Here is a 15,837-nt window from a genome sequence, read left to right on the forward strand (position 1 = left end):
AACTCCTTTTATCTAATAAACTTCGCGTGCTCTAGCGGCCAATAGCAAATCGGGGTCGTCCCAAGTATTTTCGACTCTGGAATTGGTCCCATAATGCGGCTATCCTTACTGGCACGTCGATTATCTCCTAACACAAACACCGTTCCTTTTGGCACAACGCCTCCTGAAATCATGTCTGCTGTGCTAAAATCATCTGTTAATAATGCATTTCCTAACTGCTTTTTATAATCATCTAGATAAGGCTCGTCCTGCTTTTTACCATTGATAAATAGTTCATCATTCTTATATACTATCTTATCACCCGGCACACCTATCACACGTTTCACATACTCTCTACCTTCATCTTTAAAAATAACCACATCAAAGCGATCCACATTTCCAAAGCGGTTAATAATGACACGATCTCCGTCATGCAACGTCGGCATCATTGAAGATCCATCTACCATTACAGGCACAAAAAAGTAAAAACGGATAAGTATCGTTAAAAATAGGCCCAGTACAATCGCCCAAGTCCAGCTCCATAATAATTTTAAATTCTTTTCGTTCAAAATGCCATCTCCCCTAAATCACTTGCTAGACTTATCACCCTTTTGATTTTATTTTTTATAGTTCTAAGTATACACTAATAACACAAAAAAAGCTTTGGTTTGGTCGATAACCCAAATAAATCGGCGAAAAGCGTTTGTGTTCGGGGAGGCTAGTGAACTTCCCTGAACACAAACGCTTTCGCTCGATTTGTTTAAAGCAAAATTAACGCCTTACCCCAAAAATAGAATTCAGGATAATCTGCTTAATTCCTTATTTTTGCAACGACTTACCGAATGAAATAACTTTTCCGAGTACTTTATCCTCGTCAATAAAGCCAATATAGCGACTATCTTTACTTATAGGGCGATTATCTCCTAACACGAATAATTTGCCTTCTGGTACCTTCGTAGCTCCTCCACACGCTGGAATTGTTGCCAAGGAGAAGTTAGGATTACCTTGCGCGCCATCATTTAGCGTCGTTAAATAACCATTTGATAAATCTTTCTTTTCTTCATCTAAGTATGGCTCGTCATATTTTTTGCCATTGATATACAGTTGATCTTGCTTATATTCTACCGTATCTCCAGGCAATCCAATCACACGTTTGATGTACTCCGTATCCTTTTCATCAGGTGCAGGGAATACGATAATATCAAATCGATCTGGGCCTGTTACTTTATTAATAAATAAATGCTCTCCATCATGCAATGTTGGGTACATCGAATCCCCAAAAACTGTAACCGGTGAAATCACAAAATAGCGGAGCGCCATGGAAAGTATGACGGCTATAAGAATTACTTGAACCCATCCCCATATCGCCTTCCCCTTGCCACGACCAGTTTTTTTAGTCTCATTAGTCTCACTATCCATATCCTCTAGTTCCTCTCTACAATTACTACTAAACACAAGTTAAAGTATAGCATGAAACGCTTTTAAAAAAACAGCAAAATATACTGTGCTAGAGTAATTCTAATCCATTTCTAATATATAATCTCTTTCCTAACTACTATTTACCCAATTCCCAAAAAGAAAAACGCTAAAATCCACATGTTGGATTTAGCGTTTTTCATTCTATCACGCTGATGTTTTAATTGGGATAATAGAGCCATCCTCTAATTGTAATTGAGGCTCGGCTTCACCAGTAACGGCTTCTTTCGTAATGATACATTTCTTAATATCATCACGGGAAGGAATCTCAAACATAACTTCCAGCATAATATGCTCAATAATCGAGCGCAGACCACGTGCTCCAGTTTTACGAGCAATCGCTTCTTTAGAAATCTCTGATAAAGCTTCAGCTGTAAACTCAAGTTCTACATCATCAAGCTCTAACATTTTTTGGTACTGCTTCACAAGGGCATTTTTTGGCTCGGTTAAAATCGAGATCAGTGTCTCTTCGTCCAATTGCTCAAGTGTTGCAATAACTGGCAAACGTCCGATAAACTCAGGAATCAGACCGAATTTCAATAAATCTTCGGGAACAACTTTTGAAAGATACGTTTCATCTTCTTTTAATTGCTCATTTTCCGTTCCAAATCCGATGACTTTTTCACCAAGACGATTCTTAACGATCTGTTCCACGCCATCAAAAGCACCACCGACGATAAACAAGATATTCCCTGTATCGATTTGGATGAATTCTTGATGTGGATGCTTACGTCCGCCTTGTGGAGGAACACTTGCAACCGTTCCTTCTAAGATTTTCAGCAAGGCTTGTTGCACGCCTTCACCAGAAACGTCACGGGTAATCGACGGGTTCTCTGATTTACGCGCTACTTTGTCGATTTCATCAATGTAGATAATCCCTTTTTCAGCACGTTCTACATCAAAATCTGCCGCTTGAAGTAGTTTCAGGAGAATATTTTCTACATCTTCACCGACATACCCAGCTTCTGTTAAACTCGTAGCATCTGCAATAGCAAATGGCACGTTCAACAGTCGGGCAAGCGTTTGTGCTAGCAATGTTTTACCACTACCAGTTGGTCCGATTAAGCAGATATTACTCTTAGATAATTCCACCGCATCGTCTGCTTTTTCGTTAGAATTAATACGCTTATAGTGATTATAAACCGCCACAGCCAATGCTTTTTTCGCACGGTCTTGACCAATAACATAATCACTTAAAATGCGGCGAATTTCTTGAGGTTTCGGCACATCGCCAAAGTCTACAAATTCAGACACATTTAGCTCTTCTTCAATAATTTCGTTACATAATTCGATGCACTCGTCACAAATATACACGCCAGGTCCTGCAACTAATTTGCGCACTTGGTCTTGTGTTTTGCCACAAAAAGAACATTTCAACGTTCCCTTTTCGTCATTAAATTTGAACAAGGTTTTCACCCCTTCTAATTAAGTGTTTTCATAAGCGTAATGCCTTATAAAACAAGCTTATGTCTGTTTATCATATCACTAGTTTGTGAGAAATGCTATTAAGAAACATTAAGCGGAGTGCATATTTTCTTCGTTCTTATGCATGTTGTGGTTCTAATGCTCCATAAGAACCACAACATGGCTAGATCCGAAGGCGCAAAACGTAACACCCGATTCGTCCGAACAGGAATTCATATCAAGTTTCTGATCCTTATTTGCCGTAAAAACAACGCTCGAACAACTTAATGGAACGAATGCTCGCTTTGCTCGCACTCATATTGCGACTCTAATTCAGCAAGTGAGCTTCATAAGAGTCGCAACATAAACAGAGGGCACAAGTTATAAACTCATGCCCTCTCCTAAACATACTAGTGAATTGTCTTATTTCCTAAAAATTATTCCGCTGCTTTAACTTCTTTAGCGTTTTCTACTAAAAGATCAATTGCTTTACGGATTTTAAGATCAGATTTCAATTCGTTCATATCGCCTAATGCCGCACGAACTGCGTCTACTTCCATGCTGTATTTGTCAGCAAGTGTTTTTACTTCTTCGTCAATGTCTGCTTCTGTTGGCGTAATGCCCTCAGCTTCAGCAATTGCTTCAAGAACTAGGTTTGTTTTTACGCGTTTTTCAGCGTCTGTTTCCATTTGCGCGTGCATCGCTTCTTCTGTTTGACCAGTGAATTGATAGTAAAGCTCAGGAGTTAATCCTTGTGCTTGTAAATCTTGCGCAAAATGGTTCATCATGTGATCTGCTTCGTGGTGAACCATTGCATGTGGAATTTCCACTTCTGCATTTTCTACCGCTTTTGCAATCGCATCATTTTGTTTCGCTTGTACAACGCTATCTTCTTTTGCTTCTTGTAAACGTTTTGTTACTTTTTCTTTTAATTCAGCAAGAGTTTCCACTTCTTCGTCGATGTCTTTTGCAAGCTCATCATCAAGTTCTGGAACTTCTTTTGTTTTAACTTCGTGTACTTTGATTTTGAATACAACAGCTTGACCAGCAAGGTCTTCTGCGTGGTATTCTTCTGGGAATGTTAATTCGATATCTTTTTCTTCGCCAGCTTTCAAACCAACCACTTGTTCTTCAAAACCTGGAATGAATGAACCTGAACCAAGCTCTAATGAATGATTGTCTGCTTGGCCGCCTTCAAAAGCAACACCGTCTTTAAATCCTTCAAAATCAAGAATAACTGTATCGCCATCCTCAGCTGGAGCATCTTCACGAACAACTAATTCGGCTTGACGTTCTTGCATGCTCTTAAGTTCAGCATCCACTTCTTCGTCTGTTAATTTCGCATCACGCGCTTCTACTTCAACGCCTTTATAGTCGCCAAGTTTCACTTCAGGTTTCACAGTTACTTCTGCTGTTAGTACCCATACTGCGTCTTTTTCCATTGATTCTACATTGATTTGTGGGTTATCCACTGGATCAATTCCAGACTCTTCAATAGCAGCTGCGTAAACTTCTGGCAACATGATATCTAATGCGTCTTGATACAGGGCTTCTTCACCAAAACGTTGGTTAAAGATTTGACGCGGCACTTTCCCTTTACGGAAACCCGGTACGTTTAGATTTTTACGAACTTTTTGGAATGCTTTATCCATTCCTGTTTTGATTTGTTCTTGATTAATTTCGAAAGTTAATGTACCAACATTACCTTCTTTTTTTTCCCATTTTACTGACATGGTATTCCCTCCATACATCTATTTACTGGTTATTAGTCTTGATTCCTCAATACTGATTTCAGTCGCACTCATACATAATAACATAAAACTTATCTACTTGAAAACAACAATCCTCTGGTTAAAGCAGATAATTTTGCTGTACCTGTTCCATTCTCTCGATAAACTGGGTTGCTTCCATTAGTTCTTCGTGATTTATTTCAGCATTATCTCGCCAGATTTCTCCATACATTTGTGACAACCACTTGCTGTATGCCTCACTCCATAGGTCGATATGTTCGGACGGAAATCGGAATGGATACATAATGAAAAGGTGTTGCTGCACAATGACTAGTAGTTGTTCCAAAAAGCTTGGATTTTTATGCTCCCACCGCCTTGTTAAACTTTCTATCAGTTCCTCAATGAACGGATCGCTAGTTAAAAGCGGGATCTTACTAGGATTCACCTGTTCCTCCATACCCACCTTCTTCACCAAGAAAGCAGCATCTACCTTTTTTTCTTGTAAAAGCTCAAATATCATTGATTTCACGAATGGAGAGGTCGTCGCATCTTCTAAGAATGCCGCAAATGGCTCAAGGTATGGCTCAACATCATGAAATCTAGCCTGCTGTAAAAATTCCAATTGCTCCGCTGTGCCCCACTCTAAAAAATTCGCGATGCTCCGTCTAGGTTTAATTTTCTTTGGAAACGGAATGACATTACTCGCTTCCTCAACGCCACTCGTTTCTAAATCGTCCAATTGCGATTCTTTATCCAAATGTTGCTTAACCAAACTAAAATACGTATCCATCTCGTTCAATGATAAGAATGTCGCCGATAGCTCACCTAGTATTTCCTTGTTATAACCATCCATCATTAAAAAGGCTTGCCCAACTTCCCTTGCATCTTCAAACGCCTGTTTCGCATTATACAATTTAATTAACGCGTAGACAACAGCTTCATTACACGGTTGCTCCACATACGCTTGCTCTAAAAATTTCTGTACCACATATTCCTCTTCTTCCCCGAGAATCTTGATGCCATCTTTTAAAAACATCTCTACAATAGTAGGAAAAATAATATCTGATCCCTTCATCGTTAAAAAACTCCTCACAAAAATAAGTCCATTTTTAGTGGCGCACAACCTGGAATTCGCACGCCTCCATTTGATTCCATTTTACACGATTTCACGTCTAGTTGATATTCTTTTTTTGTTTTATTTCTATTGACATACAAAAAACGTGACAAATCGTCACGTTTTGAAGGGATTTATTTAAAAAAATCTTCTTGTTTGCAACGCAAAATTTCTGCTAACACCGCTGCCTTTTCTGCCGTTAATCGTACCATCCCTTTCTCTAAATTCGAGTAACCGCTACTATACTTATCAAATACACAGAAAAAAACACTCATCAGCACACGATGAGTGTTTTTTGTCTCATTGTCAGCAGATGCTTTCGGGATGAGATAAATATAGTATAGCATAAAACGAAAAAATGAAATATAATAAGCAGAGAAACTATTAGGGGGACACTATGCCATATTACTTAATCATAAGAAAAAGCAAAGACATCGAAGATAGCCAAGACATGGAGGCAGCCAATGAAATACACGCTGCACAAGCATACATAGACAACTATCCGTTATTTTTCCACTCAAATAGCTGGATTAAAGTCGGAAAGAATACTGTAAACTGGGGGATTGGGCATATCCAACATGGGAAAAGTAGAATTAACGATGCCAATGGAAACACAATATTAGACGACTTAGCAATCGAAAGTACTTTTATTGTATTCACAACAATGGATTTTAATGCATAATAAAAAGCCCACACTCGATTAAGAGCGTGGGCTTTTTTTATGTCACAAATTTGAGAATTGGGCTAACGAATCGTAACTAAATCCGTCAACTCGAACAACGTATTTGGCGTTCACCCAGCCTTGCCATTGCCAGTTTCCTGCGCGATTATATGCAATTGGGTACCAGCCATTTTGCATGTTACCTGTATTCACACGAATGACCTCATTACCCGCCAGAGTCGTAATAATCTTAGCCGAAGCGGTAGGCTGTGCGCGTAAGTTTAATGCGTCCGCAGAAACAACAGCTGCGCACCATGCCCCTGTGATGGCAGGCGCGAGGTAGTACCCTGTGTTCAGGTACCCATTCACATTTCGATAAATTGTTCGTTTGCTGACACTATCATACTTGATGACTGACCCCCGGTAAATGTAGCCTATAATCGAGCCTTGCCCATTTTGCTTGCTATAGACATTCTGCTTCTGCGTTACAACTTCCTTCAGAACTGCCGCCTGCGTTGTTGCTGGAACCGCAAAAAATAGTACACTTGCTAACAAAACTACCATAATTTTTTTCATTTCATAAACTCCCTTTTCATTTTTTATTTTTGGATATATACTACTTGGTCCTCTTCAAGAACCATTGTTGACAGCTCATTTAGAGCGATTAAGTGACCGATCGTGACGTTGTTATCCGTCGCGATTTTGCTTAACTTCTCCCCTGCTCTAACTGTGTGCTTAATTTCTGTTGCTGCTACTACCTGTTCATCTTCTTTTTTCTTCGCTTTCTCTGCCATTTTTTCGCCCTCCATTAGTAAATCTATTTTTTGATTAAGTGCTGTCCATCATTCGGAAGATAGCCGATAACACCTGATTTAGAGCATTTAAGCCAGTTCCCAACAATGGCGACTACATTAATTTCCTCGCCTTTTTTCATGCGAAAAGAAGCGGCTCCGCCCCACTTGTTTTCAGCGCGCGTTAGAACATCTTTGAGCGCTTTATACCGAACGTTAGGATTTGCGGTATACCAATACGGATCGACCGCTCCTGAATAGAAATACTTTTTACCCTGGAACTCTACCTGTACGAATCCGTTACTTGTAACGTCAAAATTCAATACAGCGGCGTAGCCTTCATGGATAGTTTTTGTTGATTCAGCTCCCCAATTCCCTGTTGGCAACAAGTATAGATTGCGTTTTGCATAAACCGTTTTCTTGCCCTTCGGTTTTGGCTCTGGTGCTTTTATAATACGTGCATATTCGTTGATGATTGCTTGTTGAACTGCAGGCCAACGCTTTTCGTCTAGAATACGGTGAGGACAATGTTTACCGCTCCAATCCTCATGTTTCTTAATCGTGTCTTTGGTTGCTACAATACCTTGTTGCACACATAGGCCCGCGGCAAATTTGATTGCATTTTGTTCCGCTTTTAGATACTGAACAGCATTACCGGTGCTGTAACAAATCTCAAGACCGATCGTGTTCCTGTTCCCGTATCCATTGCCACCATCGCCACAATGCCACGCATTCCTGTTAAACGGCACAACTTGACTTGCTCCATTATCATCAATCGCTGCATGGAAACTGACTTGATTGTCGTTATTTTTACAGTAATCTGTTTCATTTTTTGCCTTTGCTTTATTGTATGTGTTGTGTATAGTCAGTTTTTTAGCCACCATCACATTAGGACATTTTAAATAATGTTTCGTAGGACTCACTAAATTTTGTTCAAATGGTACTCCATTTATCGCGGCCAACGCCATATTACTCACCTACTTTCTTAATCTCATCTTGCTTGAATACTTGAGTTAATCTATTTTCGTTTGTGTAGAAAGTTACCGCCGTTAGAGGTTCGCCATCCTGGTCAAAGTTCTTTGTTACATATCCTTCGTAGTTATTCGCTTCTAAAATATTCTTTGCGTTATCCTCTAAAAACGGATCACCTTTTACCTTATTTACATCAACAATGGCAACTTTTTCATCAATTCTAAACATCATTTATCATCCTTTCTCGGTTCTGTATATTGCATAGCTCTTTGACTATCACCCCAGCTAGCTGTCGTCGGGTCCACATACGTTGCAATCAGAGCCGTAAAAACAGCAATTATCGCAGCTGGTTTGCTTAAGAACTCCATAAAAGCTTGCCCTAAAAGGTTCCAACTATCTAAATCAGACAATTCAAATCCACCAGCTGTCCATACAATCGTGACACCTGTAATACAAAACAACACCCACGTGCGCCAATTTTTGAATCGGACTTTCCAATTAATTTTTATCATTTCATCACCGCCTTTCAACTTTAGAACCTTTTGATAATCGTTTGTATTAAGCCCATGATGACAATTGTTGCGAATCCAATGATGACTCCAGGCAATACGCTTGGGAAATCGACTAAGAAAATTGCCGCAAAAAACGCCGAAATAATGGCTGCCATAAGCAACCCTAACATCCGCATGAACAGCCCTAATCGAATTTGCAACTTCGCCTGAATCAATGTTCCTACCCCCACTAAAACTGTCATAGCAAAGAAGATAAACGCCCATGCATATTCAGGTATGAAATGTGCTAAAATCCCATAGGCAGTCGATGCTTTGTCATCAAATAAATAAGGGTTATACAATAATGCCACCGTTTCATAAGCGCCAAAAACCGTGACCCCACTTTCAATTACGGCAATCCCTTTAAATTCAACTGTCTTTTTAAATGGCATTTTCAAAACCCCCTCGTAATTAAGAAAGTAAAGATTCCTACCACCAGGGATGCTAGTGCGCCTATAATCACGTTTAAGCTCATTTTCCTGTCTTTATCGCGCTCCTTGACAAAATCCTCGACTTTTTTATCCGACTCATTTAGAGCTAGACTCAGACGTTCCACTTCTTTTTCCAACGCCTCAAATTCCCATCGTGGTACTGGTTCCAACATATTTTTAGGCATCCCGTCACCTTCTTTCTTTCCATAAAAAATACGCCTAACTGGCGTTTATTCATATCTTATATTTGAAACTGCCCAACTAGAATCTGGGGACGAAGCATTACTCGCGTAGCCTGTTATGGTTCCAGTACCTCCGCTTAATGTGAATTTAACAGCTTTCTTTTCGCCGTTGACGCTTTGCGGCATTGGTAACCAACATGCTTTTCCTAACCTACGCTCAATAAAATCTTTTGAAATAAAAATCTCGTGGTACCCGTAATCATTCGATCCTGTTCCAACCGTGTATCTGACTACTTCAATATACATTCCTTTTTTCATATTTGTATGATTCCAAGTATAGCTCTGTGTGTCGCTTAAATACACGGCGACATTCGATACTATCGTTTTACTCGAAAAGTAAGAATCAGTGTAAGATTTCGCGTTGTTTTCTGCCGTGTTCGCTTTTCCTTGTGCGCCAGTAGGTGTTTCTTTAGCATTCCAGTCAGTCCGCTCGCTCGCCGTAAGATGCTTTACTGCATCGTTCGCATGATTAGCTATTGAGGCATCTGTATATGATTTGCTAGTATCGATTGCAGCATTTGCTTTTTCTTGCGCCCCTGAAACGGTCTCCTTTGCATTCCAATTTGTTCGTTCGGTTGCTGTTATATGCTTAATTGCATCATTCGTATGAGTTGTTAACGAAGATTGTACTGCTGTTACATCGTCAACTATCGCAATCTCTTTTCCGTTTCTCAATAGGGATGTTGTTTTGAACTCCACTTTTTCTAGTGGTGTATTCCCATATCCAGAAAATATCAAGTTTTTACCTGCCTGAATACATGTATCATAGAAATTACGCAAGATTCGAAGCCACCAATATGTCGGTAACGCGGCTCCTGAAATCGTATTGGCGCCCGATGATATTACAGTTGCCTTCGTTTTTGTAGCCTCAAGCGGGCCAAGCCCCGTAATATAAGATGTTGTATTTGTCATGGGATTTAAAAAGAAATCAGACGCTCCTGTAATTGCGGTATCGCCTACTGTAATGTCTAGAGATTTACTCCAAGCCCCATCAATAAATAGTTCAAACCTTATCACAGTTCCATTTGCTTGCGGATTGATGTAGTGCTTAATATCGCCCACTTTCCCAGTGTAAGCAATTGACGCGCGAGTATGAACTGTTCCAGTCAATTCTCCGCCTGCTAAGAGTAATACCTCGTCTTTTATTGCAACGTCACGACCATTAAATCGAAGATAAGGCTGAATAAAATTCACTCCTGATCCGATGGTTCCGCCGATACCTGAGAAATCAAGCGGAGCTCCGAATTGCAGATAATCTTTGCTTCCATCTTCGCTACGAGTAACTCTATACCAATATTGCGCGACAGGAGTCCCTAAGGTCATTGCAACACCGTTAATGCTATATCGAAGAGTAGTACCTATAGGTGCCGTCCCCTTCACAAGTCCATCATTAATCCCCATCGCATCAATTGAAAAATCACCTTCTGGAGCAACAGCCCCCTCGCCTGAACCTACCGTAATTTCAAGAAACCGTGTGTAAACCGTAGTTCCTGTAATCCTTAATTCAACTTTAACCACTGTACCCGAGGGTTGTTTTCCTCGATTCCATGAATACAAACCGTTTAGAAGTCTCGCTTGGATAGGTGTTGTTGCTGCGCTCGCAATTTGTCCTATCATTTCACCTCCCGTGAGAGACAGATAATCTTTTGCTAATGCAATTTGCTCACCTTTTATAGTGAGTCCCTGTACATCTAAATTCCCCAACCTGTTTAAAGTAAGTTGCTTGGTCCAGTCAGGGTTGCCATCCGCTCCTGTCGGCGCCATCGCAATATATCCTGCTGCAGTTATCGCCGTAGCAAAGCCATGTGAAATACTTCCTTCGTTTATTATTAGAACACTACCTGAATTACTTGCTAATTTGACTTTCAATGCACTTGTCATAGATACGGTTCCATCTCGCTTAATAAACTCTCTATCTGCTACCTCTTGTAGTTCTTTCAAAGCCATATAAGTAGTGTTGAAAAACCAGTTAAAGTAATCTGCGGGCGGTTTTTGACTTGATACCCATCCACCTGTAATCATACCGCTAGGCGGCTTGGTTCCTGCCTTTTGCCATTCAGGTAACCCTTGTTTGAATATCGCCATTTTTGTATCACCTCTTTCTAAATTGGTAGGATATAATCATTTTCTGGTGTGAATACGCCGCCTAATGTCCCGCCTGTTGTCATCGCAGTATTAGCAAATCCTTGCGGACTCGTCTCTACGACACTCCCGGAAGCAAAAGAAAAAGTACCGTCCAGGATAACTGACGATACTCTCACCTCGGAAGGCACTACTTTTTGAACAAGCTGCGTAAATTGCGTGGCTGACATGGCTACTTTATTCAGTGAATCAAGCGGCAGCCCTTTGAGAATAAGCGCCTCTGGTTCCACTCCACCTTCGTCTATATCAGAATAGATTTGAATCTGATCGTACGAACAATCGAGCGCCCTTGCAAGTGATTCGATAATATCGTCTGTTGTTCCAGAGCATCGAATCCGTGTTTCCTTCGCTTTAATCAACACCCGGTAAATCTCGTCCGAGGTCTTACCGCGTTGTTGATTAATGTTATTGCCTGCATAATCTAGTGTTTTGCCGACAGCCTGATCTATATCACGGTAGGTTTCGACCTTTTCCGCTATTGCTCGCAACGTTTCTATATCTTCCGCATAAATCTGTAGCAACTTAGAAATATTGCTGTCAGACGCCTTATCATACATATCCGGCAACATCTTTGAATAGTTATCAGTTGTCAATTGTAATCACCTCGATATTAGCGATCGCGGTTTGGGCAACCGATTTTGGCGATATAGTGACGGTCGCGCTTGATAGGTTATCTTTTGATGTGCCTATCGTGATTCTAGACTTCTTGATGCCAGCTATATCACCGATGGCATGATAGAGTGTCGAAACGTCTACTTCATCGCCCATCTGATTGCTTATTACAACTACATTTTCGCGATTAACTCCGCCGATGTCTCCTACAATTCTATCTTGAATTACAGCCTCTCCATCGACCTCAAATTCAGGTGTAATTGTAGCCTCAACCTTAACAAATATCTGCACTTGAACAGCATAATCAAAGCGGTACGTATGCGGGATATTCGCCAGGTCTTTCACGACTTCGGCAATCGTTCCGACTGTCTGTGCTGTCGCTGGAATGTTTTCGTGTAGCGCTCGCGCAATATCCTCACGGTTCCCGCCTAACACGTATGGATGAATAGATTTCGGAGGATTACCATCACCGTCCGTCTGCATTGTGTTATTGATTATTACCGATGCAGACTGTACGCCGTTTACATTCCTAATTGCGGCAATTACGGCATCACGAATCGCTGTAGATTTACCTTCGTTATTAAGCCTGATTCGGTCTCGGTATGCTTTATCCGTTTCCGCATCTGCTCCGCCCGATGAAGCGACTATATTAGTCACAAATGTAATTTCGTCAAACGGCTCTATCAGTTGATTAATCGCGTTGGCCGCGACATTCTGGTCCGCGCCTTTATCAATTGAAACGGCATCGGCGTATCCGATTCCGGTTGCATCGATTCGCAAATCCTCAATAAGCATGAAATGCACATCGTTTTCAGTTGTCAGCTCTGTCTCCGTCTCAAGAACAAATCCCGGTTGCCCTGTCGCTTCAATGATCGCGTATGACTCCGACGAAGGGTTCCTATAAATCCCGCGGTTGTTGCCGTGAGCTTCCAACTGCACACCTTCAGAGAAGCGAAGAAAACCGCTGTAATAGACGCGTTCCACTAGCTCGTGAAGCTCTGACAGCTTCCACGCGTTGATTTGAATGAGTTTGCCTAACGCCGCAGTGGATGAAACGTCGGCATCTTCGCCAAACAACTCACGCGCCATTGCTTCTTCTTGTTCCAATATTTCGCTGTAGGTTGGGCGTTTATAACCAGTTTCATCAAGCATCCAAGTCCACCTCCAATTCGATTTCTTCCTCGTCAGCTTTAATCATTTTTAAATTTATTTGCAGTTCCCGGCCGTTCTTTTCAAAGTCGATTTGTGATACTTCTTCTATTCGCTGTTCTTGCCCGATCGCTTCTACGATATCGGTACGAGCTAGTTCTTCGTCGAAACTCTTACCTAGGATGTTCTCGCGATTCAACCCTAAATCTTCGTCAAGGAAATACTCGCCTTCTGCTGTTTTCAGTATTGATTCTACATTTTGCCTCAACTGTTCTGAACCCTCTACTAGCCTAAAATCCGTACCTGTGAAAACGAGGTCGCCGTTTTTTATTAGTAAATCTTTCATCAGTACACACCTACTATCACTGAATCTTGTAATGCATGTGTCCGAACGTCGTCAGGATCAATAAACTCATTTGTTCCCTCGAAGTTATCCAACGACCGTTCCGCTGCTATGATAAAAACAACGTCGTCCACTTTGATATCGTCCCTGCAGTGTTTTAGAACAATAGCCGGAACACTAGGTTGCCTTAGCATATTTCCGTCGTTATCCTTCGTCAAAAAGAGCGGCTGCACCTGCGCCTCTGTCTTGTCCCCGTTTAACTCGAGTACTTTTGCAGGCGCCAACGTATGCACTTTCATAATGATTGAACGGGAAAAAGTGTCCCAAAACTTCGTATCATTTGCCACCTAGAACACCACCAATTCCGTTATAAAATCACTACCGTTGCAGATATGCTTACCGCTTTTCACTCGAAATGTGCCGTTTACCGTTTTTGAATTGATGCTGATAATACTTGCTGTTGCGATCCGATACTGGAGCAACGATCGCACCGTATATATTTTCTTGCCGTCGTCATCTTCGGACTGTTCCGGACTGTCTAGCAAGCCGGTTGCCGCGCTTAATGTGAACCGCTCGTCATTACCAACTTTGACGCTCCGGATAACCATGTTACCGCGTCTGTAGTACATCACAGCACCGCAGTTTTTAACGACCTCTTCCATCTTCGCCTCTATACTCCCTGTGATTGTGTAACCTTTTTTGTATATCTTGTCGGTAGGAAGTGAGAGCGTCGTTATCTTCATTCCAAGCGTCCTAGCACACCATCGAATGATTGTAGAAGAGCGCGTATTCTTACCAAAACTTTTCTTCATCGCACGTTTTTTATATTTGGTTTCGGTCACCGTACGATACGAAATTGTTTTCTTTTTCTTCTTGCCGGTCTTGGTTTTCGTGTATGTCACGATTGGCTTTTTGAGCTTCACGCGTTTTTTTACCTGGTATTTGACGGCAGCATCTGCAGTTGAGGTGTCAATCTTGATATGACTGTAATCTTGACCTTCTTTGACGCTGATTTTCGTAATGCGATCCACACCATCCTTGTTATTTGTGACGCCCGTTATCTTGCCTTGAAGAATAACCCCTGTGCCGTCCTTCCTGTAGCCCGCTGTGATAGCGATATTGGCTCCTTTTACAATTCTTGACCTAGATGTTTGGGAAAGATTAAAAATGCTCACAGAGCTTATATTCGGCTTAGAATCGTCATCGAATTCTACCTCGAATTCAAGATATAAATTAGCCATATTAAAATGTGCTGCGTATACTGATCCGCTGACGTAAACATCTGCGTAGCGTCCGAATAACTCGTTAGCCATCCGAATCACCTTCTCCCAACGTTGGCTCTAAATCTTGCACGATATTGTCGAAGAAAATAAAGACTGTTTTCATGAAATTCTCGGGGGTTATGGCTTTGGCCAGACCTGCCTCATCCATCGGAATCAAGGTAGGGGCGGGCAATCTCTCGTCGTAAATACCCTCCCAAAGTGGTTCGTTTAATACCAGCTTTTCGCCTAGCATGATTGGATCTTCATCAGAACTGTACAGATCAATCGTGTAGTATTTCTGGCTCATATTGTAATTGACCTGAAATATAAATGTCTCGTCCTCAATATCCACGTCAAATCGTTCTGGAATATCATCAATATCAACAGGTAAATACTCACGTATAGCCATTATTTCACCCTCACCATCACGCCAATAGGAATACGCCTATCCGGCCATTTATTTTCTTTCCAACTCTTTAATGTGTTAAGATTTGTCCCGTATTTACGGGCAAGAATCCAGTAACACTCCCCCTTTTTGATTTTATGAAACTTCTTCGCTGCGGACGTTTTGGGCTTAGCAGTTGATTTCTTCGCCTTAACTTTAACCGTCGTTTTCTTGCGTACCCAGGGGCTTTTCGCAATTCTCACCTGCTGTAACTCTATGCTTATTCCAAAGCCATTTTTCACTGCGGAATAATCCTTTGGCATCGATGTTATTAGGTAATTAGCGGCGTAAGTCCGCCCCACATAGGTCACGAATGCACCGGATTCCATTTTGGCTAGCAACGTGTTGTAACTCCGTTCGGCCGTCGCCGAATCTTTCGCAAGTAGCATGCCCGATACACTAATTGTTCTATTGTTTTTCTGCACGTGATCCGTGATAGCCACGCCTTGCTCAACAGGGTGCTGGGTGACCTCGACGGAAGGTGTGAAGGTCTCTGTTTCATTGACAATATAGATACCTGCTAGCTTTGCCAT

Annotated in this window: 21 protein-coding genes; 1 reads left to right on the top strand and 20 read right to left on the bottom strand. The window is 41.4% G+C overall.

Annotated features, from left to right (window positions below):
* Positions 1–8 precede the first annotated feature (8 nt).
* From sipZ to HPK16_RS09185, 5 genes are all read right to left on the bottom strand, one after another.
* On the bottom strand, positions 9–548 hold the full coding sequence (gene sipZ, locus HPK16_RS09165) for a type I signal peptidase SipZ (RefSeq protein ID WP_181676674.1): 540 nt from the start codon (positions 546–548) through the stop codon (positions 9–11).
* A gap of 250 nt (positions 549–798) precedes the next feature.
* The gene (gene lepB, locus HPK16_RS09170) at positions 799–1,398 is read right to left on the bottom strand and encodes a signal peptidase I (protein WP_181676675.1); all 600 of its coding nucleotides are present in this window, start codon (positions 1,396–1,398) and stop codon (positions 799–801) included.
* Between the two features lie 204 nt (positions 1,399–1,602).
* Positions 1,603–2,862: an ATP-dependent protease ATP-binding subunit ClpX gene (gene clpX / locus HPK16_RS09175; RefSeq protein ID WP_036077100.1), complete on the bottom strand. Its 1,260-nt coding sequence runs from the start codon at positions 2,860–2,862 to the stop codon at positions 1,603–1,605.
* Positions 2,863–3,296: 434 nt separating this feature from the next.
* Complete coding sequence (gene tig, locus HPK16_RS09180; protein ID WP_181676676.1) at positions 3,297–4,592, bottom strand: trigger factor; 1,296 nt, start codon at positions 4,590–4,592, stop codon at positions 3,297–3,299.
* A 118-nt stretch (positions 4,593–4,710) separates the two neighbouring features.
* Positions 4,711–5,664, bottom strand: coding sequence for a hypothetical protein (locus HPK16_RS09185; protein ID WP_181676677.1), 954 nt, complete (start codon positions 5,662–5,664; stop codon positions 4,711–4,713).
* A gap of 436 nt (positions 5,665–6,100) precedes the next feature.
* Between HPK16_RS09185 and HPK16_RS09190 the strand changes: the two genes are divergently transcribed.
* Positions 6,101–6,385, top strand: a complete 285-nt coding sequence (locus HPK16_RS09190) for a hypothetical protein (RefSeq protein WP_181676678.1) — start codon at positions 6,101–6,103, stop codon at positions 6,383–6,385.
* 42 nt (positions 6,386–6,427) lie between these two features.
* Here the strand turns inward: HPK16_RS09190 and HPK16_RS09195 are convergent, their stop codons facing one another.
* From HPK16_RS09195 to HPK16_RS09265, 15 genes are read right to left on the bottom strand one after another with little or no spacing between them, the layout of a single operon-like run.
* Positions 6,428–6,940: an SH3 domain-containing protein gene (locus HPK16_RS09195; RefSeq protein ID WP_181676679.1), complete on the bottom strand. Its 513-nt coding sequence runs from the start codon at positions 6,938–6,940 to the stop codon at positions 6,428–6,430.
* Between the two features lie 23 nt (positions 6,941–6,963).
* Positions 6,964–7,158 carry a LysM peptidoglycan-binding domain-containing protein gene (locus tag HPK16_RS09200; protein WP_181676680.1) on the bottom strand — a complete coding sequence of 65 codons (195 nt, stop codon included), beginning with the start codon at positions 7,156–7,158 and terminating at the stop codon, positions 6,964–6,966.
* A 23-nt stretch (positions 7,159–7,181) separates the two neighbouring features.
* Entirely contained in the window at positions 7,182–8,123 is a 942-nt protein-coding gene (locus HPK16_RS09205; protein WP_246369371.1) for a peptidoglycan recognition protein family protein, read from the bottom strand.
* Between the two features lies 1 nt (position 8,124).
* Positions 8,125–8,355: a hypothetical protein gene (locus HPK16_RS09210; RefSeq protein WP_181676681.1), complete on the bottom strand. Its 231-nt coding sequence runs from the start codon at positions 8,353–8,355 to the stop codon at positions 8,125–8,127.
* Entirely contained in the window at positions 8,355–8,639 is a 285-nt protein-coding gene (locus HPK16_RS09215; RefSeq protein WP_220132303.1) for a phage holin, read from the bottom strand. The genes HPK16_RS09210 and HPK16_RS09215 overlap by 1 nt, the downstream gene beginning before the upstream one ends.
* A 20-nt stretch (positions 8,640–8,659) precedes the next feature.
* Positions 8,660–9,070 (bottom strand): hypothetical protein, encoded by a 411-nt coding sequence (locus tag HPK16_RS09220; RefSeq protein WP_181676682.1) that lies wholly within the window; start codon positions 9,068–9,070, stop codon positions 8,660–8,662.
* 2 nt (positions 9,071–9,072) lie between these two features.
* On the bottom strand, positions 9,073–9,294 hold the full coding sequence (locus HPK16_RS09225; protein ID WP_181676683.1) for a hypothetical protein: 222 nt from the start codon (positions 9,292–9,294) through the stop codon (positions 9,073–9,075).
* A gap of 45 nt (positions 9,295–9,339) precedes the next feature.
* Complete coding sequence (locus tag HPK16_RS09230) at positions 9,340–11,436, bottom strand: hypothetical protein (RefSeq protein ID WP_181676684.1); 2,097 nt, start codon at positions 11,434–11,436, stop codon at positions 9,340–9,342.
* Positions 11,437–11,453: 17 nt separating this feature from the next.
* Entirely contained in the window at positions 11,454–12,086 is a 633-nt protein-coding gene (locus HPK16_RS09235) for a hypothetical protein (RefSeq protein ID WP_181676685.1), read from the bottom strand.
* Positions 12,076–13,257, bottom strand: coding sequence for a baseplate J/gp47 family protein (locus HPK16_RS09240; RefSeq protein WP_181676686.1), 1,182 nt, complete (start codon positions 13,255–13,257; stop codon positions 12,076–12,078). The genes HPK16_RS09235 and HPK16_RS09240 overlap by 11 nt, the downstream gene beginning before the upstream one ends.
* Positions 13,250–13,600 (bottom strand): contractile injection system sheath initiator, encoded by a 351-nt coding sequence (locus tag HPK16_RS09245; protein ID WP_181676687.1) that lies wholly within the window; start codon positions 13,598–13,600, stop codon positions 13,250–13,252. The genes HPK16_RS09240 and HPK16_RS09245 overlap by 8 nt, the downstream gene beginning before the upstream one ends.
* On the bottom strand, positions 13,600–13,944 hold the full coding sequence (locus HPK16_RS09250; protein WP_181676688.1) for a hypothetical protein: 345 nt from the start codon (positions 13,942–13,944) through the stop codon (positions 13,600–13,602). The genes HPK16_RS09245 and HPK16_RS09250 overlap by 1 nt, the downstream gene beginning before the upstream one ends.
* Positions 13,945–14,910, bottom strand: a complete 966-nt coding sequence (locus HPK16_RS09255; RefSeq protein WP_181676689.1) for a phage protein — start codon at positions 14,908–14,910, stop codon at positions 13,945–13,947.
* Positions 14,903–15,268, bottom strand: coding sequence for a phage baseplate plug family protein (locus HPK16_RS09260; RefSeq protein ID WP_181676690.1), 366 nt, complete (start codon positions 15,266–15,268; stop codon positions 14,903–14,905). The genes HPK16_RS09255 and HPK16_RS09260 overlap by 8 nt, the downstream gene beginning before the upstream one ends.
* Positions 15,268–15,837, bottom strand: a complete 570-nt coding sequence (locus HPK16_RS09265; RefSeq protein WP_181676691.1) for a LysM peptidoglycan-binding domain-containing protein — start codon at positions 15,835–15,837, stop codon at positions 15,268–15,270. The genes HPK16_RS09260 and HPK16_RS09265 overlap by 1 nt, the downstream gene beginning before the upstream one ends.

It is taken from the genome of Paenilisteria rustica (assembly GCF_013820765.1).
Lineage (GTDB): Bacteria > Bacillota > Bacilli > Lactobacillales > Listeriaceae > Listeria_A > Listeria_A rustica.